23 protein-coding genes and 2 pseudogenes are annotated in these 24265 nt (G+C 72.7%); 17 read left to right on the top strand and 8 right to left on the bottom strand.

Annotated features, from left to right (window positions below; all coding sequences use genetic code 11):
* The first annotated feature begins 593 nt into the window (after positions 1–593).
* Together ACIP60_RS25450 and ACIP60_RS25445 are read left to right on the top strand one after the other, a co-directional pair.
* On the top strand, positions 594–986 hold the full coding sequence (locus tag ACIP60_RS25450) for a hypothetical protein (protein ID WP_400688101.1): 393 nt from the start codon (positions 594–596) through the stop codon (positions 984–986).
* Between the two features lie 44 nt (positions 987–1030).
* The gene (locus ACIP60_RS25445; RefSeq protein ID WP_400688099.1) at positions 1031–1666 is read left to right on the top strand and encodes a hypothetical protein; all 636 of its coding nucleotides are present in this window, start codon (positions 1031–1033) and stop codon (positions 1664–1666) included.
* 69 nt (positions 1667–1735) lie between these two features.
* Here ACIP60_RS25445 and ACIP60_RS25440 read toward each other — a convergent pair whose 3' ends face one another.
* Complete coding sequence (locus ACIP60_RS25440) at positions 1736–2011, bottom strand: hypothetical protein (RefSeq protein WP_400688097.1); 276 nt, start codon at positions 2009–2011, stop codon at positions 1736–1738.
* Positions 2012–2446: 435 nt separating this feature from the next.
* Positions 2447–3214 carry a hypothetical protein gene (locus ACIP60_RS25435; protein WP_400688095.1) on the bottom strand — a complete coding sequence of 256 codons (768 nt, stop codon included), beginning with the start codon at positions 3212–3214 and terminating at the stop codon, positions 2447–2449.
* Positions 3215–3820: 606 nt separating this feature from the next.
* Here ACIP60_RS25435 and ACIP60_RS25430 point away from each other — a divergent pair.
* The 6 genes and pseudogenes from ACIP60_RS25430 to ACIP60_RS25405 all read left to right on the top strand — a co-directional run bounded on the left by ACIP60_RS25430 (position 3821) and on the right by ACIP60_RS25405 (position 10994).
* Positions 3821–4624, top strand: a complete 804-nt coding sequence (locus ACIP60_RS25430) for a radical SAM protein (RefSeq protein ID WP_400688093.1) — start codon at positions 3821–3823, stop codon at positions 4622–4624.
* Positions 4625–4965: 341 nt separating this feature from the next.
* Positions 4966–5220: pseudogene (locus ACIP60_RS25425) on the top strand (methyltransferase domain-containing protein); the annotation flags it as partial.
* Between the two features lie 688 nt (positions 5221–5908).
* Complete coding sequence (locus ACIP60_RS25420) at positions 5909–7600, top strand: asparagine synthase-related protein (protein ID WP_400688091.1); 1692 nt, start codon at positions 5909–5911, stop codon at positions 7598–7600.
* Positions 7597–8304, top strand: coding sequence for a lasso peptide biosynthesis B2 protein (locus ACIP60_RS25415; protein ID WP_400688175.1), 708 nt, complete (start codon positions 7597–7599; stop codon positions 8302–8304). Before ACIP60_RS25420 ends, ACIP60_RS25415 begins: the two co-directional genes overlap by 4 nt.
* Positions 8305–8359: 55 nt before the next feature.
* On the top strand, positions 8360–10318 hold the full coding sequence (locus ACIP60_RS25410) for an ABC transporter ATP-binding protein (RefSeq protein WP_400688089.1): 1959 nt from the start codon (positions 8360–8362) through the stop codon (positions 10316–10318).
* A gap of 214 nt (positions 10319–10532) precedes the next feature.
* Complete coding sequence (locus ACIP60_RS25405; protein WP_400688087.1) at positions 10533–10994, top strand: hypothetical protein; 462 nt, start codon at positions 10533–10535, stop codon at positions 10992–10994.
* A 180-nt stretch (positions 10995–11174) separates the two neighbouring features.
* Here ACIP60_RS25405 and ACIP60_RS25400 read toward each other — a convergent pair whose 3' ends face one another.
* Together ACIP60_RS25400 and ACIP60_RS25395 are read right to left on the bottom strand one after the other, a co-directional pair.
* Positions 11175–11381, bottom strand: coding sequence for a hypothetical protein (locus ACIP60_RS25400; RefSeq protein ID WP_400688085.1), 207 nt, complete (start codon positions 11379–11381; stop codon positions 11175–11177).
* 21 nt (positions 11382–11402) lie between these two features.
* Entirely contained in the window at positions 11403–12581 is a 1179-nt protein-coding gene (locus tag ACIP60_RS25395; protein ID WP_400688083.1) for a glycosyltransferase family 2 protein, read from the bottom strand.
* A 440-nt stretch (positions 12582–13021) separates the two neighbouring features.
* Here ACIP60_RS25395 and ACIP60_RS25390 point away from each other — a divergent pair, with 440 nt between their 5' ends.
* A complete protein-coding gene (locus tag ACIP60_RS25390) occupies positions 13022–13999 on the top strand; it encodes a glycoside hydrolase family 16 protein (RefSeq protein ID WP_400688081.1) in 978 nt (325 codons plus the stop codon).
* A gap of 425 nt (positions 14000–14424) precedes the next feature.
* Here ACIP60_RS25390 and ACIP60_RS25385 read toward each other — a convergent pair whose 3' ends face one another.
* Complete coding sequence (locus ACIP60_RS25385) at positions 14425–14898, bottom strand: hypothetical protein (RefSeq protein ID WP_400688079.1); 474 nt, start codon at positions 14896–14898, stop codon at positions 14425–14427.
* Positions 14899–15462: 564 nt separating this feature from the next.
* On the opposite strand from ACIP60_RS25385, the gene ACIP60_RS25380 reads away from it, so the two are divergent.
* Positions 15463–16020: a DUF4328 domain-containing protein gene (locus ACIP60_RS25380; RefSeq protein ID WP_400688077.1), complete on the top strand. Its 558-nt coding sequence runs from the start codon at positions 15463–15465 to the stop codon at positions 16018–16020.
* A gap of 329 nt (positions 16021–16349) precedes the next feature.
* Here the strand turns inward: ACIP60_RS25380 and ACIP60_RS25375 are convergent, their stop codons facing one another.
* Positions 16350–16502 (bottom strand): hypothetical protein, encoded by a 153-nt coding sequence (locus ACIP60_RS25375; protein WP_400688075.1) that lies wholly within the window; start codon positions 16500–16502, stop codon positions 16350–16352.
* Positions 16503–16735: 233 nt separating this feature from the next.
* Between ACIP60_RS25375 and ACIP60_RS25370 the strand changes: the two genes are divergently transcribed.
* Positions 16736–17200: an ATPase gene (locus ACIP60_RS25370; protein WP_400688073.1), complete on the top strand. Its 465-nt coding sequence runs from the start codon at positions 16736–16738 to the stop codon at positions 17198–17200.
* A 280-nt stretch (positions 17201–17480) separates the two neighbouring features.
* On the opposite strand, the gene ACIP60_RS25365 is transcribed toward ACIP60_RS25370, so the two are convergent.
* Positions 17481–19187: a proline--tRNA ligase gene (locus tag ACIP60_RS25365; RefSeq protein ID WP_400688071.1), complete on the bottom strand. Its 1707-nt coding sequence runs from the start codon at positions 19185–19187 to the stop codon at positions 17481–17483.
* Between the two features lie 104 nt (positions 19188–19291).
* On the opposite strand from ACIP60_RS25365, the pseudogene ACIP60_RS25360 reads away from it, so the two are divergent.
* From ACIP60_RS25360 to ACIP60_RS25335, 6 genes and pseudogenes are all read left to right on the top strand, one after another.
* Positions 19292–19477, top strand: a pseudogene (locus ACIP60_RS25360) (DUF4259 domain-containing protein); the annotation flags it as partial.
* A 56-nt stretch (positions 19478–19533) separates the two neighbouring features.
* Positions 19534–20073, top strand: a complete 540-nt coding sequence (locus tag ACIP60_RS25355; RefSeq protein WP_400688069.1) for an SMI1/KNR4 family protein — start codon at positions 19534–19536, stop codon at positions 20071–20073.
* Positions 20074–20218: 145 nt separating this feature from the next.
* A complete protein-coding gene (locus tag ACIP60_RS25350) occupies positions 20219–20386 on the top strand; it encodes a hypothetical protein (RefSeq protein ID WP_400688067.1) in 168 nt (55 codons plus the stop codon).
* Positions 20387–20803: 417 nt separating this feature from the next.
* Positions 20804–21424 carry a DUF4328 domain-containing protein gene (locus ACIP60_RS25345; RefSeq protein WP_400688065.1) on the top strand — a complete coding sequence of 207 codons (621 nt, stop codon included), beginning with the start codon at positions 20804–20806 and terminating at the stop codon, positions 21422–21424.
* A 51-nt stretch (positions 21425–21475) separates the two neighbouring features.
* Positions 21476–22174 carry a hypothetical protein gene (locus ACIP60_RS25340; protein ID WP_400688063.1) on the top strand — a complete coding sequence of 233 codons (699 nt, stop codon included), beginning with the start codon at positions 21476–21478 and terminating at the stop codon, positions 22172–22174.
* Between the two features lie 117 nt (positions 22175–22291).
* Positions 22292–22912 carry a hypothetical protein gene (locus tag ACIP60_RS25335; RefSeq protein WP_400688061.1) on the top strand — a complete coding sequence of 207 codons (621 nt, stop codon included), beginning with the start codon at positions 22292–22294 and terminating at the stop codon, positions 22910–22912.
* Positions 22913–23330: 418 nt separating this feature from the next.
* Here ACIP60_RS25335 and ACIP60_RS25330 read toward each other — a convergent pair whose 3' ends face one another.
* Positions 23331–23867, bottom strand: coding sequence for an NUDIX hydrolase (locus ACIP60_RS25330; RefSeq protein WP_400688173.1), 537 nt, complete (start codon positions 23865–23867; stop codon positions 23331–23333).
* Positions 23868–24265 lie beyond the last annotated feature (398 nt).

Raw genomic sequence — 24265 nt, 5'->3', positions numbered from 1 at the left:
CGCACACCGGGCACGTCGGAACGGGGGCCGCTCGCGCGTCGGACCGGTGAGGCTGGCGGCTGCTTGGACACCGTCGGCGGGCCGTCGAAGCGGTCGACCTGCAAGTTCTCCGGCAGACGGGCGCGGCTGCGGTTGGTGAGCGTCCGCGCGGTCCGTCCTGCCGCAGGCAACTGGCGCACCATCTGCTGGTCTGCTGTCACGGGCCTCTCCTGCGGAGCGGCACGACGGGGTCCGGGACGGAGTAGAGCTGCCTCCACCGGTCTTGACGGGCTTTTCAAGGCAGCGCGCGTGGCAGAGCTTGCCCGACTTCGCCTTGTCGGTGGGCTGGCGACCGAGCAGCTTGCGACAGATCGCGTAGATGGGACCGGAGCGGACCGTGCTTCTCACCAGCGCCGATCGCAGCAGGTAGATGGCACAGCGTCAACCAGCCTTGACAGAGTCGAAGTTGCCACATGGGTGTGACCTGGAACTTCTGTCCACAGTCGGGCCGGGTTCCCGCCCCACCTCCACTGCACCGCGCCCTCTACGATCAGAGCGGACCCAAGCCCGGTACGAGCGGGGGACGACAATCCGTACGGGCCGAAGGAGAGTTCTTGACCGAGCACGCTCCGGCTGCACTGCACCCCGACCACGCGGGCCTGCCCGCGCTGTACATGGCCGAGCTATCTGTGCACCGGGAACGCTGGCAGCTGATCGTCGTCGCACCGGGCCCCGAGGTCGTCGTCGACACGCTCGACCTCGGCCCGGCCGACACCTTCGCTGTCCCCGACCCGAACAGCCCCGGGCACCACCTGGTCGCCGCGAGCCCGGAGCCCCGGCCCGTTCCGCCCCTCAAGGAGGCGATCAGCCTCCTGCCCGCGGTGGGCTACACCATCGACCCCGCCGCCCGTGCCGACCCGGCCAGGCTCACCGGTTGGACCCAGGTCACCAGCACCTGCTGGACCGCCCCCTGCCTACCGGCCGCGTCCGCGGCGCAGTGGCTGTAGCGACCGGCCCCCGGAAAACCTTCGACGAGCAGGAGAGTGACGGGATGACGACCGTCGAGCCCGAACCGGCCTGCCAGGAGTGCGCCGAGCAGCTGGCCTACGACCCCGACGCCGCCGTCTTCGCCTGCGGCAACGGGCAGTGCGCGTTCTTCGGCATGGAGAAGTCGGTGTGGAGCGCGCTGGAAGAGGCAGGGATGCTGCTCGCCCCGGTCACCGGACTGCCCCGGCCGACCCGCCAAGGCCTCCCCGTGCCCTGGATCACCCCGTGGACCGCGGCCCGGGTGTGGTGGCGCGCCATCGACGCCCGGCTCCTTGCCCGTGCCCACGCCGAATGGCGCTGCCAGGTGTGCGCAGACCTCCTCCCCGAGCAGGCATGGGTGCTGGCCACACCCGACGGCACAGTGCTGCAGGCCGCGCTGCACCAGGAGTGCGTGGACCTGGCACGGGCGGTGTGCCCGCACCTGTCCGGGCCGGCCACCCGCAGCCATGCCCACCTCGTCACCCGCGCCGAGCTGGTCTCCGACGGACGGCCCCTGCCCGAAGCGCAGCCCTCCGACCCGCACTTCCTCCAACAGTGGACACTGGCTGCGCCCTCGGCGCGGCCCGCGTACGACGCTCCCTCAGGTCCGGCCGCGCCGACGCGGGCTGCGGGACCACTCAGCCGCGCGCCCGCCGGCTGATCCCCGTGTCCGCTCTTCACCAGGGTCGGGTCCCCTTCGCCGGCGAAGCCGTTGGGCAGGATGCGGCGGCTACCCCCGTGCGGTGCGCTCGGCAGGTCGGCGGCCGTCGGGCAGCGGAAGAACGAGCAGGAGGGCGTGCAGGTCCACGGGGTACGAGGTGTGGTCGTCGGAGGTGAGGCGGTCATGGTGGCCGAGGCGGGGCCCGCGCAGGGCTGCACGTTCGTGGATGCGGGACGGAGTGCGGTACTCGATGTGAACGGCGGCACCGGGGTCGCCACGGAGCGCGGCAGCGGAAGCATGTGGGTGCGCGGCCACCGGCTCAATGACGTGGACGGTATCGCCCATACCTTCGTCCTCTCCCGGACGCCCAGGCGGTCCTCGCCTTCCGCGGCCTGGCACCATGACCAGTTCCTCCAAGCCCGGTCTGACGGCCTGTGCGCCAAGCTCCAGCGCCTGCAGGCGATCACCTACCAGGATCAAACGCCGGTAGATACCCTCTGTCGCGGCGTCGACGGGCGAGCGCGATCTCGAAGGTCTCTTGGGCGCGTTCGACGACCTCGAGGTATGCCTGGTGGTCGGGCGGATCGTGAGGCCACCGCCGAAGCACGGCAAGCAGGCTGAATCCGTGGTCGCGGTGACCGTTCTGCACCCGCGCCCCGAAAATCCGATCCGCGGGCCCTTGCCAGCCATCGCATGCGGGTTGGCAGGAGCCAACTTCCTCTGATTTCCGGGCTATAGGAGGCTCCGAAAGGCCGGAGTGCCCGAGCCGACGGCATATTCCTAAGTTCGGATTCCAGTGTTCTCTGCGAGAGCGGCCCGGAAGACAGGCACCAGGTCAGCCTGCATCTGGTAGCCGAGGAGGGCGCGTTGACGGCTGCTCTCGTAGACAGGTGCGATCGGGGGGTCGATGTCCGCCGGCCAGCAGCGAAGACGCGCGCCGTGGGCCACGGCACGTCGGACTGTCCCCATGTTGCAGTTGCGGTGGATGCCGTTGCCGAGAGCACTGCGGTCCGCCCAGCCCCCGCCTTCCACTGCCATGCCTAGGAGCTTGTCGGCTCTTTCGGGAAGGGCGAGGAGGATGCTGGCGCGCCAATCGGTCCACAAGGTGTCTGTCCGGACCAGTCGGGCCTCAGCGTCGCCGAGGATGTCCCAGATCCGTGCCGCAACAGCCGCCGACTGCAGCCGTTCGGGAGTCCGTGTCGAATCCAGCTCTGCGACGTAGCGTCGGAGCCTGTTCTCCACGGTGCGCAGGGCGTTGAGGTCACGGTTGACGGATTCCGGGAGGCCCGGGCCGTGGGGGGCGTCGAGTTCTTCAGGAACTTCGTGGTCCTGAGAGTCGGCCAGAGTCCGGGCGAGGCGGACGCCTTCGTCGCTGAGTCGCCATTCGGCGCCGCGCCCGTGAGCGGGAGGGGCGTAGACAGCCAGGTGGTTCCGCTTGAGCGCTTCGCCGGTCTTGGCCATCCGTAGATTCAGCACTCGACGAGGGTGCCCGAGCGCTTCGACCAGGGCCCGTTGCTGGGCCTCGCTCAGGCTCTTGCCGGAGTGCACGGGTTCTCCCTGCCGGTAGCGGTATAGAGGTCCGGTGGCACAACCAGTTCGCTCCGGCAGGCACCTTCGCTCGGCTCGGGCCCTGGGCTGTCAGCCAAGGACAGGTTACCTGTAGGGCGATCGGCGTCATGGACACCGGTGGAGGTGAAGTCGTGGGGGCCCGGCGTGGATCCTGCGGCGCCGAAAATCCCCGACGCCGACAACGCGGGCGGACATGATGCGGCGGCTACTCCTGCGTGGTGAGCGCGGCTGGTCGGCGGCCGTTGGGCAGCGGAAGAACGAGGGTGTGTGCGGGGCAGGGGCGGTTGCAGGGCCGCGGGTCGGGCGGCCAGCAGGTCGGCTCTGACCCGGTCGTCCATAGCGGCCAACAACCTTGCAAAGCTTGCAATCTGATTTTTCATCAGGGAATTGTCCCATTTCAGCGGCCCGTACCGGGCCGGACCGCTGAAGTGGCCCGTCCTGGTCGGTGCTGGAAACCGGCGCCCGGCGGATCAGCCGGTTCAGGCCCTGCGAGGCGCGGACTGTGGGTAGCGTGAACGTCACCGCCGGGTGCGTTTCCGTGCTGCATCCGGTCGGCGAAGCGAATCCTGCGAGGAAGGACCGCCGATGACCGTGGCCCTCGGACCGCCCGGTGCGACGACTCCAGCGGTCGGCGTGCGGCTGCGGAGCGTGGCGCTGGACCTGACCCGGGCCTGCCAGGCCGCGTGCACGACCTGCTACAACGGCTCCGGCCCGGCGGGCGGGCACGGGGAGATGACCGTCGACGACTGGCGCTCCGCCCTGGGGCAGGCCGCTGACGCGGGTGTGCGGCAGGTGCAGCTCATCGGCGGGGAGCCGACCCTGCACCCCGCGCTCCCCGACCTGGTGGACCTCGCCCTCGCCCGGAGGCTGCGGGTGGAGGTGTTCTCCAACCTCATCCACGTCAGGCAGCGCCTGTGGCCGGTGCTCCGGCAGCCCGGCGTGTCCCTGGCGACCAGCTACTACAGCGACCGGGCCGCCGAGCACGAGGCCATCACCCTGCGCCGCGGCTCCTGGACCCGCACCCGCGCCAACATCGCCCGGGCCCTGGCCGACGGCATCCCGGTGCGCGCCCTGGGCCGCGCCGCCACCGCGAGCGGCGCGGAGGCAGGCGGCATGAAGGAGCTGTGCGGGCACTGCGCCCGGGGCCGCGCCGCCGTTCTGCCGGACGGCTCGGTCGCCGGCTGCGTCATGTCCGCCACGATGATGACTGCGGGCAACGTCCGGCGCGCCCCGCTGGCGCAGATCCTCGCCGGGGAGCGGTGGGCCGAACTCGCCGCCTCGATCCCCCGCCCGGGCGGGGCCGGACGCACCGCCACCGCCTGCAACCCGAACCAGGACGGCAGCGACTGCGCGCCGGCCGAGACCGAAGCCTGCAACCCGGCCTACTGACCGGCGCGCAGGATCACAGGGAAAGGAGCCGGCCGGTGGACTGGCGACCTCACGCCGCGGCGCTGTCGGCCGCCGTCGCGCACCCCGCCTCCCGCTGGGCAGCCCCGCTCGCCAAAACGCCCCGGCACTTGTTCACCCCCCGCTGGTGGCGACACCTCCCGCAGTCCGGGTGGACACTGCGCGACGGCGCGGCCGACGAGAACCGGTGGCTGTCGGCCGCCTACCACGACCACACCCTGGTCACCCGCGTCGGCCCGCTGCACGCCGACCTCGCCGGCCCCGACGACCACCCCGAAGGCCTGCCCACCTCCAGCAGCACCCTGCCCACCCTCCTCATCGCCATGTACCGGCACGCCCTGCTCACCAACACCTCCACCGTCCTGTGCGTGACCGGCACCGGCTACGGCACCGCCCTGCTCGCCGAGCGCCTCGGCGACAAGCAGATCACCTCCGTCGACATCGACCCCCACCTCGTGGACACCGCCCGACGCCGCCTCGACGAAGCCGGCCACCACCCCGCCCTGCACACCCTCGACCTCACCGGAGCGCTCCCCGGCACCTACGACCGCATCATCGCCACCGTCGCCGTGCCCGGCATCCCCTCCTCCTGGCTCACCGCGCTGCGCCCGGGCGGCCGCCTGGTCGCCAACCTCTCCGGCACCGGCTTGGTGGTGGCCCTCGACCTGCAGGACGACGGCAGTGCCCGCGGCACCGTCACCCCCGAGCGCGCCGGCTTCATGCACACCCGCCGCGGCGACGACTACCCCCCGCCGCCCGACAACCGCCGCGCCTGGAGCGCCGAAGGCGAGCAGGTCACCACGGGCCGCTACCCCGTGGTGGACGTCCAGAGGTCCTGGGAGCTGATGAGCGCCCACGCCCTGGCCGTCCCCGGCGTCCGGCACGGCTTCGCGCAGGAGCACGGTGCGCGCACGGCGGTCATGGTGCACCCCGACGGGTCGTGGGCCCGCGCCACCGGCCCCACCGGCCAGGCGCCCACCGTCCACCAGGGCGGCCCGCGCCGCCTGTGGGACCGGCTCGACGCGATCCGGCACGACTGGCTGACCGAGGGCCGCCTGCCCGCCTACGGCGCCACGGCCGAAGCGGATCCGGACGGCACACTGCACCTTCGTCGCGGGCCTTGTCGCGCTACCGCACACCCCGGCCCCGTGGCGCCCGCGCGGCGCCAGGCCGCTCGAGGACAGGCACGGCAGCAGGATCTGGATCACCGGCCACCGCCGCGAGGAGGTCCTGACCGCCGACGCGCCCGGGCTGAAGACCCACGCCGTGGGCCTGTGCCTGGCCACGCAGCAGGAGTGGACGGCCGCGGCCCGGGACGCGGCGGCCGGCCGCTGGCCGAGCGCCCTGCGACAGCCCGGCGCGTACCTGGGCATCGTGCAGCACGACGACGGCACCGTGCGGGTGGCGGGCGACCGCGCGGGCACGGTCCCGCTCTACTGGCGCACCGTCGGGAAAGCCGTGCTGTGGGCCACCGCCGCCACGCCGCTGGCCGCCTACACCGACCGCGCCCCGGCCCCCGCCGCGCTGCTGGCCCCGCTGGCCGTCCGCGGCCTCGACGCCAGCACCCACAGCCTCTTCCCCGGCATCCACCGCGTCCCGCCCGGCCGCTGCCTGATCCTCACCCCCGGCCGGCCGCCGCACACCGAACCCGTCCCCGCCGCCGACGCGGAGCTGACGTTCACCGACGGTGCCGAGCAGCTCAACACCGCCCTGACCGACGCCGTCGTGCGCCGCACCCGGCGCTTCGACCCGCTGTCGGCGGACCTGTCCGGCGGCATCGACAGCTCCACCCTGACCGTCCTGGCCGCACGCACCGCCCCGCACCCGATCCTCGCCACCACCTACACCGACCCCGACCTCGACCGGCAGGACGACCTCGACCACGCCCGGCGCATCGCAGCCGCCGTGCCGGGCATCGACCACCGCGTCGTGCGCGGCGGCCACGGTGTCCTGCACTTCTCCGGCCTCGACGATCCCGCCACTCTCCCGCACACCGACCTGCCCGCCCTGACCCTGGGCCTGCTGGCCATCAAGGACGCCCAACTCGCCCCCGCCCTCGCCGCAGGCTCGGCTGCGCACCTGACCGGCCGCGGCGGCGACGACGTCCTCGACGCGCCCGCCGCCGCCGCACTCGATCTCCACCTCGCCGGCCACCCCGCCCAGGCCCTGCGCCACCTGGCAGCCCTCGCCCGCACCTGGCGCATCCCCGCCCATCGCGTCCTGCGCCAGGCCGCCACCACGCTGCGCACCCCCTACCCGCGGGCCCTGGCCGAGCTCGCCGCCCACCTGCGCGGCCCCGCCCCGATCGACGCCGCCCTACGGGCGCACCTGCCCCTGTCCTGGTGCTCGACCCTGCCCGGCGCCGCCTGGCTCACCCCCACGGGCCGCACCGCCCTCGCGGACCTGGTCGCCGACCACGCGGACACCGCTCAAGCGGGCACCGCCCCGGGCCGGCATGCCCAGCGCACTGCCCTGGAAATGATGGGCGCCGGCCATGCCGAATACGCCGAGATTGCCCGCCAGCGCTGGAACCTGGACATCCACGCCCCCTACCTCGACACCCCCGTCGTCGACGCCTGCCACGCCGTCCCCGCCTGGCAGCGCCGCCGACCCGGCGACCTCAAACCCCTCGCCCGCGCCGCCTTCACCGGCACCGTCCCCGACACGGTGCTGCACCGGCGCACCAAGACCGCGTTCACGTCCAGCCTCTACGCCGGCATCCGCGCCAACGCGCCCACCCTCCACCGGATCCTGGAGACCTCCCAGCTCACCGCCGCCGGTCTCCTCGACGCCGACCGGGCCCGCGCCGCGCTCGCCGCCGCCGTCCGCGGCGAGACGGTTCCCCTGCACGGCCTGCACACCCTCATCGCCACCGAACTGTGGCTCGCCGCCCTCCCGCCCCGCACCCACTGGTGGGAGAGCACCGACCAGCCCGCCCGCCAGGAGGCCCACGCATGAGCGCCCTTGCAGCCGCCCGCGCCGCCGACGGCTCCCTCGCCGTCCTCGACACCCGCCGCGGACGCGGCCGCTGGCGTGCCCTCGACCCTGTCGGCGCCCACGCCCACCACCACTTCACCACCACCAGCGACCCCCGAGGCGCCATCGACGTCCTCGTCGACCACTGGAGCGCCACCGGCGCCGACCCCGACCGCATCCGCGCCGACATGACCGCCCTGCACGCCTCCCTCGCCGCCGCCGACCTCCTGCACCCCGCCCCCACCCCCGAACACCGCCCCGACAAGGAGGTCCTGTTCGCCGCCCGCCGGCCGCTGCGCCCCACCGACCGGATCGCGGCCGCCGCCGCCTTCGCCCTCGCCGTCACCCTGCTGCGCTGCCTGCCGCTGCGCGCGGCCCTCGCCGTCGCCCGGTGCGCCACCCGCCTGCCCGGCCGCCCCTCCGCCACCGGCGCGGCCCGCAACCTCGCCCAAGCCGTTCACCAGACGGGGCGCTGGTGGCCGGGCCGCTCCGCGTGCCTGGAGGAGTCCCTCGCCACCTTCCTCGCCGCAGCCCTCACCGGCCGCCGCCTCACCTGGGTCCTGGGCGCCCGCTTCGCCCCCCACGGCTTCCACGCCTGGACGGAGACCTCCGACGCGATCATCGGCCAGGACGAGAGCGACCGCGCCTGGCCCTACCGTGCCGCCCTGCGCATCGAACACCCCTGAAATTCGCCACCCTGCGCCACCGTGACCACCCGAACGAGTGAGCGTTGCGCCAGGGGTGACAGACACTCAGCGCGTTGACGCCCCCACCCGAACCTCCTTCCGCCTCCCCTGGCCCCGCCGCCGGACCACCACCCCGGCAGCGATCGGCCGCTACACCGTCAGCGCCGAGAAGCACGACGACGCACCCGCCCACCCCTTCACCGCCATCGCCCGACGCCTGCCCGCCCTGTGGAGCACCGCGCTGCGCCTGGCCTGGAAGGCCGACCCCCGCGCCCTGCTGATCCTCGCCGCCCTCCAGATCACCGTCGGCGCCCTGCCCGCCGCCCTCCTCTACGGCACCCGCCACGGCCTGGCCGCCCTCCTCGCCCAAGGCCCCGTCCTCGACCGCGTCCACACCGCCCTACCCGCCCTGACCGTCATCACCGCCGCCGCCGCCATCCGCTCCCTCGCCGCCGCCGCCACCGGTGCCGTCGCCTCCCGCCTCGGCCCCCGCGTCGACTCCCTCGCCGAGCAGCAGTTCCTCGACGCCACCAGCCGCGTCCCCCTCGCCTCCTACGACGACCCCGCCTGGAGCGACGCCTCCGAAGCCGCCAACCGCGCCAGCAAGGACGCCCACCTCGCCGTCGAAGCGCTCGGGCCCGTCCTCGGCGCCCTGCTCGGCATCCTCGTCGCCGCCGGCACCGTCACCACCCTCCACCCCCTCCTGCTGCCCCTGCTGCTCCTCGCGGTCCTGCCCCGCGCCTGGGCCGCCATCACCGCCGCCCAGGCCGCCCACCTCGCCGAACGCCACACCCTCGCCGACCGCCGCCAGCGCCACACCCTCATCTACAACATCTCCGGCCGCCCCACCGCCCTCGACGTGCGCGCCAACACCATGCGCCCCTGGCTCCTGCGCGAGTTCCGCACCGTCACCGACCGCCTCGAAGCCGCCGCCCTCCACTCCGGCCGCGCCACCGCCCGCCGCCAGCTCACCGGCGACGCCCTCGCCGGCACCGCGGCCCTGGCCGTCTACGCCGCCCTGCTGTGGCTCGTCACCGCCGGCCGCATCCCGCTGCCCGCCGCCGGCACCGCCTTCGTCGCCGTCCAGAGCGCCCGCGCCCTGCTCACCGGACTCGTCAACGGCATCAACACCAGCTACCGCACCGGCCTGTACCTGCAGGACCACGCCGACTTCCTCACCGACTGCGCCCGCCGCACCCGCCTGCCCGCCGCACCCGCGCCCCTGCCCGACGGCCCCGCCGCCATCACCCTGCAGCACGTCGCCTTCACCTACCCGGGCAGCGCCCTGCCCGCACTGGAGGACATCGACCTGACCGTGGAGCCCGGGCAGGTCCTCGCGATCGTCGGCCACAACGGCTCGGGCAAGTCCACCCTCGCCAAGCTCATCGCCGGCCTCTACCACCCCACCGCCGGCACCGTCCGCTGGGGCTCCACCGACCTCGCCGACGCCGACCCCGACCAGCTCTGGTCCCGCCTGGCGATGATCCCCCAGGACGTCTCGCGCTGGCCCGCCACCGCCCGCGAGAACATCACCCTCGGCCAGGGGCCGACCGACGACGATGCCGTCCTCGCCGCTGCCGAGGCCGCCGGCGCCGACGACGTGATCCGCCGCCTGCCCGACGGCCTGGAGACCAACCTCGCCCCCTCCCAGTGGGGCGGCCGGGACCTGTCCGGCGGCCAGTGGCAGCGCCTCGCCGCCGCCCGCGCCTTCCACCGCGCCGACGCCTCGCTCGTCATCTGCGACGAACCCACCTCCGCCCTCGACCCCCTCGCGGAAGCCGCGTTCTACGGCCGCGTCCGCGCGATCGCCGCCGGCCGCACCGTCGCCCTGATCACCCACCGCCTCGGCTCCACCCGCACCGCCGACAAGATCGTCGTCCTCGACGGCGGCCGCATCGTCCAGCACGGCACCCACGACCAGCTCCTCCAGGACCAGCCCGACGGCCTGTACGCCCGGCTCTGGCGCCTCCAGGCGAGCACCTACCAGAACCACCCGCCGGTAGGCACTCGCTGACGCCGCGCCCGCCGGGTGAACGCCGCCGTCAAAGCGAGCTGACCGCCCTGCTGAGGACGGCCCGGGGCGGCCGACGGCGCAGCGGTCCCGGTACAGGGCCACGGGGGCTTCACGGCCGCGCCGGAACCCGGGCACGGCGGTGCTTCCGGCCGCAGCGACGCACCCCGACGATCCGAGCACTGCGCCGGGCGGCTGCGGCCCGCCGGAATCAGCCGTGGCGCAGGTGCGCGGAACGCCGGTACTCAAGGGCGAACTGATCGGCGATCAGCCGTACCTCCTCGGGAGAGGCGGGCCCTTCGCGTTGCCTCCGGCGGGCCAGCGGGCGGGGCGCATCGGACACTCTAGGATGGTCACCATGGGTAATGAATCGGTGACGGATGAACTGCTGCTGCACACCGGCGTTCGGACGGCCGCGCCGTTGGCCGCTGTCATCGGGGCCAGCCTGCGGTTCCTGGCCGACGGCGGGGTGAACGGGCGGCTCGCACTGGGCGACCTGGTGGCCTTGGCCCACGACCGGACGCGGACGCTGCCGGCGGTGTCGCTGCACCGTGCCTGGCAGGCGGGCCTGGTCGAGGCGGACGGGAGCATCCACCGGAGCGTCGCCGAGGTGGTGTGCGCCTATGCCGTCGGCGAGGGCTGCAACGTGGTGCTCGTCGATCCGGTCACCGGCCGCTGACCGGATCCCGGAAGGTCACCGCCCTCACCTGCCGGGGAGCAGCGCGGTCGCTGTGCCCAAGGGGCTGTGGCGGTGCTGCAGGCCGCCGGAGCATGTGCTCGCCCTGTCGACGGAGCCTGCGGTTGGCGGGCACACGCGGCGCTGCGGTGCCCGGTTCGTGGGAGGGTGCCGAGGAAGCGGTCAGGCGCGGCGGCGGCGGCCGGTGACGCCTGCCAGGCGTCGGTCGCGGCGGCTGCGCCGGATGGAGGCGGCGAAGGTGACGGTGCAGGTGGCGATGATGACGATGCTGAGCGCCAGGAAGACGTGGCTGGCGTTCGGGACGCGGGTGAGGCCGAAGATGAAGGCGGCCAGGAGCGCGCAGAGGCCGAAGCCCTTGAGGCTGTTCATGGTTACCGGGTTCTTGCTCGGTCACTTCCACGCGGAGACGCGTGTGAAGTAGGACTTGAGGACGGAGGACAGGAGCCAGTAGGTGCGGACGATGTTGTAGATGAGCTCAGGAAGGATGAGGGCTTCGACGAGCATGGCCTTCCAGCCGAGCTTGCGTACGCGCAGGGCGGGGTAGAGGACCCAGAAGGCGACCATGGCCAGCATCAGCGGGGTGTGGTCAAGGCCGTAGCGGGCGGCGAGGACGATCTGCCTCGAGCCCCATCCCAGGACGTAGACGGCGCCGAGCAGGGCCAGGACCATGGTGCTGATGGAGTGCCAGGTGTATTTCGTCCATCCGCGGGCGCGGAGTGTGTCGACGGTGCCGCGGCTCCAGCGCTCACGCTGCTGGGTCAGTTGGCGAAGGGACGGCATGAGGTCGGTGTAGGCGATGCAGGCCTCGTTCGCGGTGACCTTCCAGCCCGACTCCTTGAGGGCGATGGTGGTCTCGTAGTCCTCGACGAGGTTGCGGTGGTCCTCCCAGAAGACCTCGCCGCGCCAGTCGATGAGGCTCTGCAGCGCCTCGGCCCGGTAGAAGGACCCGGCGCCGGACATGGTGTGGACGTCGCGGCGGTAGCGGGCGCTGGCGGCGGCACCGTACTCGATGATCTGCATGCCCAGCAGGTAGCGCTGCCAGGGGTTGCTCCACAGGCCGGTGCGGCCGAAGCAGGCGGCGCTGACGCCGCCGATCCGAGGGTCGCTGGCGATGACGTTGCGGGCACGTTCCAGGAACTTGGGGTGCAGTTCGGTGTCGGCGTCCATCACGAGCACGTGTCCCACCGCGCCGGTCAGCCGGCCGCCGACCGCCTCCCGGACCCAGTTCAGGCCGTAGTTGAGCGCGCCAGCCTTCTTGTGGGGGTTGTTGTCCAGGTTCAGCACCACCGTGGGCGGGGAGTCCGGGCGGTCGGCGAACTCCTGGGCGAACTGCCGTGTGCGGTCGGTGGAGTTGTTGACCACGACGACGACGAGGTCCGGACGCCGGCTCTGGGCCGCGAGGGACTCCAGCGAAGTCAGAACGCCGGCCTCCTCGTTGCGCGCCGGGACCAGGATCATCGTGTCGTAGCGCGCCGAGCGAACCTCGGCAGCAGGCTCGACACCGCGACCGCGGCGGTGCCTGCTGCGCGCGGCCTCGGCCGCGGCGCTCGGCGCGACTGTGCCTGACATGGCCAACTCCCTGCTTCCTGGCGTCACGGCGGGACCGCCGAACGTGTGGTTCCTGTGAAAACCAGCGAGAGGATATATCGACGGATCGTCAGCGGATCATCAATTATTCGCCCCGATGACACAGGAGTGTGACCGTGGGTGACGGAAGGTGGGAGGTGTGATTGCCCAGGGTGATTCGGTCGTGGCAAAACGGTCATCTCGCCTGGTTGAGACGCCCGCCTATGGTGATGATTGCCACACTCCATTCGCGTTTGCGGCCCAAGATTCAGGCGTCCGCCAAGAGGGAATCCACCGGATAATTCGGACACATCTGACCAATATGGGCCGGGACGGGATTGAACATTGCAGGGGGGGCGTGGCTACGATGGCGGCCAATCCTGAAGACCTGACAGATGCGAAGCGTGTTGCCGCGCCCTCTGCATCCAGCCGGAGGAACAGCAATGACCCGAACCGTCCGGCGTGCACGCCGCCTGCTGCGGCACACCCTGCTGCTCGCCCTGCCGCTGACCGCCCTGTGCACCCTGAGCGGCTGCACGGCGCAGGGGTCCGCCGATGCGGCCTCCGGCACCACGGCCGCCACCGCGGTGCCGACAACCCCGTCGCCCTCCGCCACTGTGCAGGTCGGACCGCCCGGAGTGCTGTTCGACAGCTTCCGCTACACCGGCCCCCAGGATCCCGCCCTCGCCGCGCACGGCTGGGAGGTCCGCACCGACGGCGGCGGCCCCGGCATTCAAGACACCTGGACCACCGACGGCGCCACGTTCCCCGAGACCGCCGACGCCCAGGGTGGTCGCGCCATGCAAGTGCGCCTGACCACCGACGGCACCCCTGCCGGCACTCGGCAGACCGAAGTGGGCCGGACCCGGGGCGAGTTCGTCAACGGAACGCTCGCCGCGCGCGTGTTCTTCACCGACCGGCCAGCCGGCAACGGACGCGACGGTGACCACATCAACGAGTGCTTCTACGCGATCTCGCCCGGCCCCTCAACGCCGAAGTACAGCGAGCTCGACTTCGAGTACATGCCCAACGGAGGCTGGGGGGCCGTCGGAGCCCGGCTGGACACCACCAGCTGGCGCAGCTCCACCGCCGGGGACCGCGACACCCGCGACACCAAGCGCAGCCTCGCCGGTTGGCACACCATGATGATCACCGCGGACAACGGCAAGGTCACGTACTCGATGGACGGGACCAACCTGTTCACCAGCGACGGCAAGTCCTACCCGCGCGAACCTCTCAGCATCCGCTTCAGCTCCTGGCTCATCGACCTGCCTGCCAGCGTCACCGGCACCCGCACCTGGGACACGAAGGTCAACTGGGTCTACTACCAGGCGGACAAGGCTGTCCCGCTCGCCGAGGTCAAAAGGGCCGTCGACGGCCTCTACTCGGCCGACATCGCCTTCGTGGACAACATCTCCTGACGGATCGTGGACGCCGCCCGGCGCGCGGCAGGCAATCTCCCCGCGCTTCCGTGCGATCCGGGACCCTGCTGTCGCCAGGCTTCCTGGAGATGCGGTTTCTCCGGCCCGGGACGGGCGCCCGGCCAGGGGAACCCTCTGCCGGCACACCTCCGAGCCGCTGTGCCGAGCCGGTCCGTCAACTGCCCCAGCGCCGTCGGTCAGCGCGCCGAACCCGGAGCGCGGCGTGTGCCGGCGGTACAGCGCCGACGTCGTCGCCGGGGCCGGGCACCTGGTCGGGGAGGGCCCAGGCGCGCCGGTGGAGCCGTACGGTGAATGCCCGGCCCGCCGAGGACGGGGCGGTGTGCGCGCTGTGCGAGCGCACCGTCGTCGGCGCGGACGCCGCCCGCCACCTGGTGCGCCCCGGCTGGCCCGCCGGGGCGCCAGCGTCACGGTGCGGTTGGCGAGGAGGTCGGGTGGTTCCCGTCGAAGCAGACGGGCTGGCCGGGCACCGACTGGAAGTGGCCCGCTCCGCTGACCATGAGCAGGGTGATGTCCTGCGGACCGCCGCTGCCCCATCCGAGTTCGGTGATGCGGTGGCACAGTGCCCGGGTTTGGGCGGGGTCGGTGTCGGGGGTGACGTGGACGTCGAGGGCCTTCCATCCGCCGGGGGTCGGTCCATTCGCCATGAAGGTGAGGGAGCCCTCCGCGACGTGCGGCAAGCAGCGGATCTCCTCCGGGAGCGGCCCCGTCCAGTTGTCGTCTCGGCTCTCGGTGGGGCTCGGCGCGGCGCTGCACGCCGGCCCGGGGGCACCGGAGACGGAGGCGGAGGCGGGCCCGCCGGCCTGTGGTTCGGCGCCGGTGGTGCAGCCGGCGACGGCGAAGGCCGCCACGACGAGGGCTGCGGCGAAGCATCTGGACAAACGTCCTCCCTTGATCGAAGGCACACCGTATCGGCCGCCGCAGGTGGACCGTTCGGGAGGTGACTGTCCATCGGCACCTTTCCGGGACCTCGCCGCCCGTCCTGCCGACCGGATGCCGGTGCGAGGCCGTGGACGATCCGGGGCCCCGGGATCACGCCGTCGATCGGGCGGCAGCTCACCGCGGAGCAGGTCGCAGGCGTGGACTGCCCGGCGTGCAAGGCAGCGGCCGGGACACCGTGCGTCACGCTCTATCCGTAGCCGGGGCGGGACCTGCCATCCACTGCGCCTTCCAGGACGCGCAGCAGGCCCCGTGAATCGCCCGCGCCGCGCTGCCCGGCCCGGACCTCACGCCCCTGCGAGAGCCGGGTGCTGTCGAGGGCGGTATCCGTACAGGTCGGAGCGGGGCGCGGCCGGAAAAGGGCGTGGACAGCGCGGCCGGAGGGCCCCTATCCTCCAGACGATCTCTGCGCGTGACCGGCACCGCAGGCGTGGCTGTCGGGGGCAGTGGTGGACTCTGGATCTGTTATGGGAAGCACGCCGCGGGCCCTGGGCTACAGAGGGGCGGTGGCCGATCCCCGGCGCCTGGCCCTGGCTGCCCAGGTGGTCATCGGCGCGCAGGCCGTCCTGCAGGTTGCGGTGGGAGTGGCCGGCGGTACCAGGTCGGCGCTGTTCACCTGGACCCTCCCGGCGTCCGTGCTGCTGTACTTCGGCGGCATCGTGGTGTTCCTGTGCTGGTTCCGGCGCTGCCGGCGCAACGCCGAGGTCTTCGCGCCCGGAACGCACCGGTATGCGCCCGGTTTCGCCGTCGGCGCGTGGTTCATCCCGCTGGCGATGTGGTGGATACCGCGCCGCGTGGCGCTGGACATCCACCGCGCGAGCGGCACCGGCGGCACCTGGGTGGTCGACGCCTGGTGGGCCGCATGGCTCGCCAAGACCCTCGGAGGAGTGATCGCCATCCGCTTCCAGGACCACCCCGACGGCTTCTCGCCCTACCACCAGGTGACCGGCGTCGCCGCCGCGGCCCTGGCGATCCTGTTCATCCGGCAGGTCACGGCCGGCCAGGACGAGAAGGTCCGCACCCACCTCGCTGCCCTGCCGCTCGCCCCGACGCCAACCGCCTGACCGTCGGCCCTCTCCGCCTGGACCGCAGGACCGCCGAGTTCGGCGCAGCGGCCCAGGAGATGCTTTCCGAAGAGCCTGCAAGGGCTGACCCGGTCTCGGTCGGATGCCGCCGCGCCAAGGCGGGGCCGGCCTGCGGACGTGAGCGCCGCGCCCCGTCGGGCCGTCAGGCCTACCCGCCGGACACCGGCGGCCCCGCTGTGCCCACTGCTGTCCGCGTGAGCCGCCACCCTCACCCTGTCGGCGGCCCTGAGCACCCCTGCCTCCGCCCCCGCCCACCGACGACCTCGGTCGTCCAGTGCGTCGGCACCGGGTCGGCCGGACCGCCAGGGTCACCGCTTCGCCGCCCTGCTGTTCTCCTGGCCCATGCGGGCGATGACGGTGTCGACGTAGCCCTTGACGAAGAGGTTGAGCAGGTTGCCGGGGTTGATACCGGTGCCTGTCGCCTGGTTGCGGAGGTGGGTGGCGCGGACGATCGTCGGCACTTCGGCCCGGGACGTCGGGGTACGGTCGCCAGGTGAACAGCGCACCCGATCCCGCGCCACACCGGGTCCGTCGTACTGCGGTGGGCACGCCGCGCCTTGGCCGTCCCCGCCCGGGGCGCGTGTCCGGGTGTGGTGCCTCGGCATTCGAGTCCGGGACCCGGCCGCGCCGCCAGCGACCAACAGGCGACAGGCGACCCCTACCGGATGCAGCGCCCGGGCGGTGGTATAGAGGCATGACGACCTATCAGATGGACCCGGCCCCGGCCTGCCCCGACGACGCCGTGGTGCTCGAGGCGGACGACCGCCTGGTGCAGGTGCAGATCCTCTCCTTCGGCTATGGCCACGGTGACCCGGTGCCGGAGGCCGATATCCTGCTCGACCTCCGGCGCTCCTACAGGAACCCGCACTCAGACCCGGCGATGCGCGAGTTGACCGGGTTCGACGCCCAGGTTGCCGCGCACGTGGACGCCACTGCGGGGATCGGCGCCCTGGTGCGGCACACGGTGGCCGCCGTGCTCGACCTGGTCGCCGAGGTCGGCGACCCGCAGCACCGGCTGATCCGCGTCGCGGCAGGGTGCGTCGGGGGGCGGCACAGGTCGGTTCGGGTGGCCCGGGCGGTCCGGGAGGGCGTGCGCGCGGCCGGGCTCGGCGCCGAGGCGCTCCACTTGCACGTGCGCCGGCCGATGATCCAGCAGTGAACGCCTGCCCCAGCGCGGGCGGGTGCCCATTCTGCGCGATCGCCGCCGGCCGGGCCCCGGCCGGCGGTGGTGCGCCGGTGTCCGGGCGCGATCGCCATCGTCCCGCTGCGCCCGGTGACGGCCAGGCACGTGCCGGACTTCACCGCCGACCCGAAGGTCAGCGCCGCGGTGATGCGGCGGACGGCCGAGCTGACCGCCCGCCCGTGCAACCTCATCGCCAACGCCGGCACGGACGCCGGAGCCAGCGTCGAGCACCTTCACCTGCGCGTGCTCTCGCCGGTCAGTCGGCCGACCGCAGGAGGGCAGCGACGTGGGCAGCCGCGGACACCACGGGGACCTGCGCAGTCTCTCCGGTCGCCCTGGTGGTGACCTCGACCACGCCCTCCTTCAGGCCGCGCGGGCCGACGGTGATCCGGTAGGGGATGCCGACCAGTTCGATGTCGGCGAACTTGACGCCGGGCCGTTCGTCCCGGTCGTCCAGGACCACGTCGATGCGTTCGGCCCGCAGCTGGGCGTACAGATCGTCCACCACGGCTGCGGTCTGCTCGTCGTTCTTCCCGATGGGAACGACGGCGACCTCGAAGGGGGCGACTGCGGCGGGCCAGACGATGCCCTTCTCGTCGTGGTGGGCCTCGACGATGGCGGCGATGGCGCGTTCGATGCCGATGCCGTAGCTGCCCATGATCGGCTTGACGGCGGTGCCGTCCTGGCCGAGCACGGTGACGCCGAGTGCCTCGGTGTACTTGTAGCCGAGCTTGAAGATGTGGCCGACCTCCACCGTGCGCACCACCTCCAGGGCGGTACCGCACTCGACGCAGGGCTCGCCGGCCCGGACCTCGCGCAGGTCCGCCCAGTGGGTGACGGCGATGTCCCGGGCGACGTCGACGCCGCGGAGGTGGACGCCGTCCTGGTTGGCGCCGGTGGTCATGGCGGTGCGACCAGCCAGGGCGTGGTCGGCGAGCACCGTCAGTCCGGTGACGCCGACCGCGCCGAGGCTGCCGGGGAGGGCACCGAGCACGCTCTTGATCTCGTCGGCGTCGGCGGGGCGGACGGCCCGGGCCCCGGTGGCGTCGAGGAGCTTCTGCTCGACCAGGCTGTGGTCACCGCGCACCAGCACGAGCAGCGGGTGGCTGTCGGCGATGAACACCAGGGTCTTGATCTGGTGCTCGGCGGGGACGCCGTGCAGCCGGGCCAGGTCCTCGATGGTGCGGACTTCGGGGGTGTCGAAGCGTTCGGGCGTGGCGAGCGCCTCGCCGTCCTGGACGGCGGGCAGGGCGGAGAGGGCTTTCTCGACGTTGGCCGCGTACCGGCAGGAGGGGCAGTGGACGACCAGGTCCTCACCGGCCGGGGTGGGGGCCATGAACTCCACCGAGGCGGATCCACCCATGCTGCCGCTGGATGCCTGGACCGGGAGGGCGGGGATGCCGAGCCGGGCGAAGACGCGGGTGTACGCCTCGTGGTGCAGGTCGAAGGAACGGTCCAGTCCGGCCTGGTCGACGTCGAAGCTGTACGAGTCCTTCATGGTGAATTCGCGCACCCGCAGCAGGCCGCTCTTGGGTCGGGGCTCGTCGCGGAACTTGGTCTGGAACTGGTACCACATCTGCGGGAGTTGGCGGTAGGAGGACAGTTCCTGGGCCAGGGTGGTGAAGATCTCCTCGTGCGTCATGCCCAGGGCCAGGTCGGTGCCCTTGCGGTCCTTCAGGCGGAACATCTCGTCACCCATCACCTCCCAGCGACCCGAACGCTGCCAGATCTCGGCGGGGTGCATGGCGGGCAGGATCCACTCCTGCGAGCCGATGCGCGTCATCTCCTCGCGCACCACCTCGATGATCTTGCCCCGCACCCGCACCGCCAGTGGCAGCAGCGAGTAGTGCCCGGCCATCAGTTGCCGCACGAACCCGGCGCGCACCAGGAGCCGGTGGCTCACGGCGTCGGCGTCTGCCGGGTTCTCGCGCAGGGTGGGAACGTACAACTGTGACCAACGCATGGGCTTGTCTTTCTGTCGGGAACTCGGCAGGTGACGAGTGTTGAATCGTATGCGAGCGGGTCCTGCTGGCCCCATGACGGCCTTATCGGCGCGAGGAGATCATCATGGGAACCTGGGGCATCGGTCCGTTCGAGAACGGCATGGCCGCGGACTTCGCCGGCGCGCTGGGCGAAGCCGCCGAGGACGAGCGCGCGCCCGTGATCCGGACGACGCTGATGCGCACCATTCAGACCCAGTACTGCCTTGAAAGTCATGAGGGAGCTGAGGTCGCTGCCGCCGCCGCCCTCATCGCCGCAGGGCTGGTGCCGGTAGCCTCGTCCTCCCTGACGAGTGGAGGTGAGGCCCTGTGGAGGACGCGCTCGATGCCCTCTTCGGCCTGCTGCCCCGGCCCGGCGGCGTCCGGGCCAAGGACTGGCAGGCGGTACGCGACCGGCTCCGGGCCGATCTGCCCGCCGACTACAAGGCCTTCATCGACGCCTACGGGGGCGGCCGCGTCGACGGCTACCTGTGGGTCCTGGAGCCGGGCTGCGCGAACACGTTCTACGACCTCATCACGGCCGACGAGGAGCGCGCGGAGGCCAACGGGCAGCTCTGGGAGGGCGGGGAGGCCAAGCCGTCCGAACTCGGCGAAGCCGGCGCCCGGCTCATCCCGTGGGCGTCCACCGACAACGGGGAGTTCCTGTACTGGCTCGCCCGCCCCGGCCAGGACCCCGACGCCTGGACGGTCATGGTCAACGAGGCCCGCTGCCCCTGGTGGGAGCACGTCGACCTCACCTTCACCCGCTTCCTGGCCGCGGCCTTGACCGGGGCGATCCGCTGCGAGATCCTCTCCGACCTCTTCCCCACCTGCCCGCACGACTTCCAGCCCTCCCGCCACTTCGCGTGACCGGCCGTTCCCGGGCACGGCTTCGCATCGCCCTCCCGACGCGGCGTCAACTCTTCCCCTGCAAAGGAGATTTGGCAGTCCACCGGCGGGCAGGCGGCCGGTATGGCGTATACAGCGGAACGGGGCCGATGCCCTGTACGAGGTCGTGAACGCTCTGGGCAGGCCGGTGCTGGAGGCGGTGTATTCCGGGCAGCCGGACGACGAGGCGCACGGCTCGTGGGTCGCGCTCTTACTGATCGCCCAGCACTGGCGGGACTCGCCTGATCTGCCGGCAAACCTGAAAGCCATGGTCGATGGGGCTCTTCCGCTCTGACGTACCTCGCCCGGCCGGGACACATGCGCGGCCCCGTCCGGGTCATACGGGTGGTGCGGAACCCCGCGCCCAGTCCTGCGGGCGCACCCGATCCTCCAGGTCCGGGTTCCGCGCAGACGCCGCTCCTGCGGCGACTGGCCGCGCTTCGAGCACGCGGCCGGGGCCGATGCCGCAGGAGCGGCGTCCGCGTGCGTGGCCTGCGAGGAGTGCCGGCAGGCTGGATCGCGGGCTGCGCGACGACCGGGGCCGCGGCGGCCATCGGAGCACGCTGCGCCGGCCGGGGAGCGCGCATGCGAAGGGATCTTCCCTCCCGTAAGCGGTCAAAGCGGCTGTGAGCTGGGATTTCGCGTGGAGTTCGATCGTGGGCGGACGGTAGGGTGCGGCTCTCTTCCCTCTTGCTACGACCACGGAGTACGCATGTCCTTGCCCGCCTCCTACGCCTGTCCGCGCGCGCTGGCAACCGCCTGTTCGGTGCTGCTGGGCCTGACCGGCCTGTCGGCCCTGTGGAACGCGGCAGCCGTGCTCATACTCGGTGCCGCGCCCCAATCTCCGACCGACACGGCCTTCCTGGGCGCCGGTGACATCGTCGAGGTGCTGCTGACGCTGGCCACCGCGGTGGTGTTCATCGTCTGGCTCTACCGGGTGCGGGTGAACGTCGAGGTGATCTGCCCCCAGGTCTACCAGCGCGGGCGCGGCTGGACGATCGGCGCGTGGTTCATCCCCTTCGCCAACCTCTACCTGCCCTGGCGGGTGACCGCCGACATCTGGAACGCCAGCGGCCCCACCGACCGGCACGGTGTGCCGCAGCCCGTCCGCACCGGCGTGGTCAACGCTTGGTGGACCGCCTGGGTGGTCAGCCTGGTCCTGGGCCGCCTCCAGGCGCCAGTGCTGGAGATCGCGTCCGAGCTCGTCACCGCGGTGGCCGCCGTCCTCGCGGTCCTAGTGGTGCACGGCCTGACCGCCATGCAGGAGCGGCACGCCGAGGCCGCCCGCACCGCCGCCCCCACGTTCTCCTGGGTGCCGGCCGAACACGCCTGACCCGTTTCCCCGTCCCGACGTTCCCCTGCCAGTTCCGCGAAGCGAGATTCCGTGCCCCACGCCGACGCCAAGACCGTGCCCGAGACCGAACGGGTTCCCGAAGAGCTCAGCGGGCTGCGGGCGATCTGGGCCAACACCCTGGAACCGGTGGCGCCGCTGCCCTGGTACCGCAGGACGTCTCCCAAGCTGATGGCCGCGGCAGCGGTGGCCGCGGCCCTGGGCGTGGCGGTGGTGGTGGCGGCGGTGACGGGCGCGGGCGCCCCGGCGCGGCACCGGATCGTGCTGGCGGACCGGGCGGGCGGCTGGACGCGGCTCGCGGACGACGGCGACACCCGGGCGCTGCGGGCCGGCTACGAGCGGCGGATGACGGCCCTGCGGCCGTACCGCGACTTGGCGGTGGCCCGCTACGCAAGCGACGGGGCGCCGGGGGACACCCTGGCCGTAGTCGGGCTGAGCGGCAGCTTCCCCGACCCCCGCAGGGAGCTGGAGAAGTACTTCGGCCGGATGGAGGGCGGTGACGTGATGAGCGAGACGGTGACCGGGCTGCAGGAGATGCCGGCCGGCCCGCTCGGCGGCGAGCTGGTGTGCGCGGTGCTGGTCTACCCGTCCCTCTCCCAGAGCACCTGCGCCTGGGCGGACGGCAGCACGGTGGGCATCGTCACCGACACCGCCGGCCCCAGCGAGCCGCAGGAACTGGCCGCCCGCACGCTGGACATCCGCGCCGCGGTGGAAGTCCGGGTGCAGGACTGAACGGCGGCCCGCGGCCGGCGGCGTCAGGACGCGCAGAGCGGCGCTGTCATCCTGGCCGGGCAGCCCGGGCAGCCCGGGCTGCCCGGGCGGTCCGGGCGGTGGCGGAGAGGAAGGGGAGTGGACGTGGACGTCGAGGAAGTGCTGGAGCGGCTGGGCGCGGTGATCGGGCCGCCGCCCGAGGGCGATGTGGCGCCGGTCCCGTGGGATCTCGCGCCCGGGGCGATGGGTTTCCAGCTGCCCGCGGACTACCGGGCGTTCGTCGACCGCTACGGGATGGCGAGCATCAGCGGTGAGCTGCACGTCTACGCCCCGTCGTTGGCGCCCACCAGCAAGATCGGTCAGCCGCTCGGGTTCGAGGGGTTCCTGTACTACACGACGGATCCCTACGGGTACTGCGCCATGCTGGCCGAGGCCTATGCGGAGGGGGAGTACGAGGAGTGTCCGTACCCGGTGTTCCCGGCCGGGGGCGGGCTGCTGAAGTGGGCCAACAACTGGAACGCCGACCAGTTCTTCTGGCTGATGCGCGGGCCGGATCCGGACCGGTGGCCGGTCGTCGCCAGGTTCGAGTCCAGGCAGAAGTGGGACCTCTTCGAAGGAGGGTTCCTGGAGTTCTTGCTGGCGGCGGCGACGCAGCGGTATCCGTATTACCGGAGTGTCGTTCCCGGCGGGATCAAGCAGGTCGGTGACGGCCGCGCTTACCGCCTTCGGGGGGACTGGCTGGGGAACCTGCAGCAGTGAGCCGGCGGCGCAGGTCAGCGGCCGGGCCGGGCGGCGCGGTGCACGTACGCCTGCCGGTGCCGGGCGCTACGGTGGTGCCGCACCGAGAAGCCCGGCTGCCCCGTCCGGTCTCATCGGGCGGGGCAGCGGCGTTCCGGTGCGCAGCCGGTACGGGCGATACGGCTTCCGCCCCGCCCCGCATCGGGGCGGCCCCGGCCGTGTGCTGCTTCAACCGGTTCGGGGTGGTGGCCAGTTCCGGGTCGGTGCCTGCGCGCAGCCGGGTGCTCTTGCCGCCGGCCAGGACGAGGGCGGGGGCGGCGGCGTCGGCGGGCATCGGTCGAAGGGTGCTGGTGCACCAGTCGGTGGTATCGGTGGTGCTGGTCCGGTTCTTCACGGTGGACTGCTTCGGTGAGGTGGGGGGCCGGACCGGTCGGCCGGGTTACAGCAGGCCGAGGTGGTCCAGCGCGAGGTAGGCCGCCTCGGCGTCCGTGAGCTGGCCCTTGCGCAGGACCTCGCTGCGGAAGCGGTCGAGGGGCATCAGGACCGTGTCGACGAACTCGGTGTGCTCGGGCCGGGGTTCGGCGACCTTGACGCAGTCGGTGGCGGCGAACACGTGGCGGATGACGTTGGAGTAGGCGTCGTCCCAGACCTCGGTGACGGGCTGGAGGGTGCCCTGGTAGCCGGTCTCTTCGAGGAGTTCGGCGGCGGCGGTGGCGGCCGGGTCGGTGGCCGGTTCGACGAAGCCGCCGGGCAGTTCGTTCAGGATCCTGCGGGGGCCGGGGCGGAACTGGCGGGCGAGGATGACCTGCCGGTCGGCGGTGAGGGCCAGGACGGCCGCGGCGGGCCGCTCGCACTTGAGGTAGAAGTCGTTCTTGCTGCCGTCGGGGAGCTCGAAGGCGACCCGCTCGACGGACCTGCCGTACTTGGTGAAGGCGGTCTCGCGGGTGATCTCGCGCCACGCCTGGTGCTGCTCCATGGCCAGCACCATAGGGTATTTGACGGTCCGCCAGTTCACGTTCCGGGCGGTCGGCGCTGCGGAACGCGGTTGCCGCCAAGGCCGCCTGCCTGCGCCGCGGTGTCCCGGACGCCGCAGACGCCGCAGACGTCGCGGACCGCGCGGGCGCGCTGCCGGCCGCCCGAGGGCGGTTCGGCCAGGACCCGCGCCGAACCGCCGGCCCCGTCGGGCCGGCGGCCTGTGGCGCTCATGCCCGCAGGGCGGCGCCGGCCTGCGCGATGCGGTGGGGAATCTGGGGTGCCAGTGCGGGACCTTCGCTATGCGCACTGGCTCGGTCGAAGCCGGTGCAAGCGGGAGAGCACCCGGCTGAGCGGGCCGGGCATCCGGCCCTATCCGAAGCGTCCGGACAGTGGCTGAGG

This window comes from Kitasatospora sp. NPDC088783 (assembly GCF_044750705.1).
Lineage (GTDB): Bacteria > Actinomycetota > Actinomycetes > Streptomycetales > Streptomycetaceae > Kitasatospora > Kitasatospora fiedleri.
Note: the sequence above shows the minus strand (reverse complement) of the source record. Positions and strands in the feature narration are given on the sequence as shown.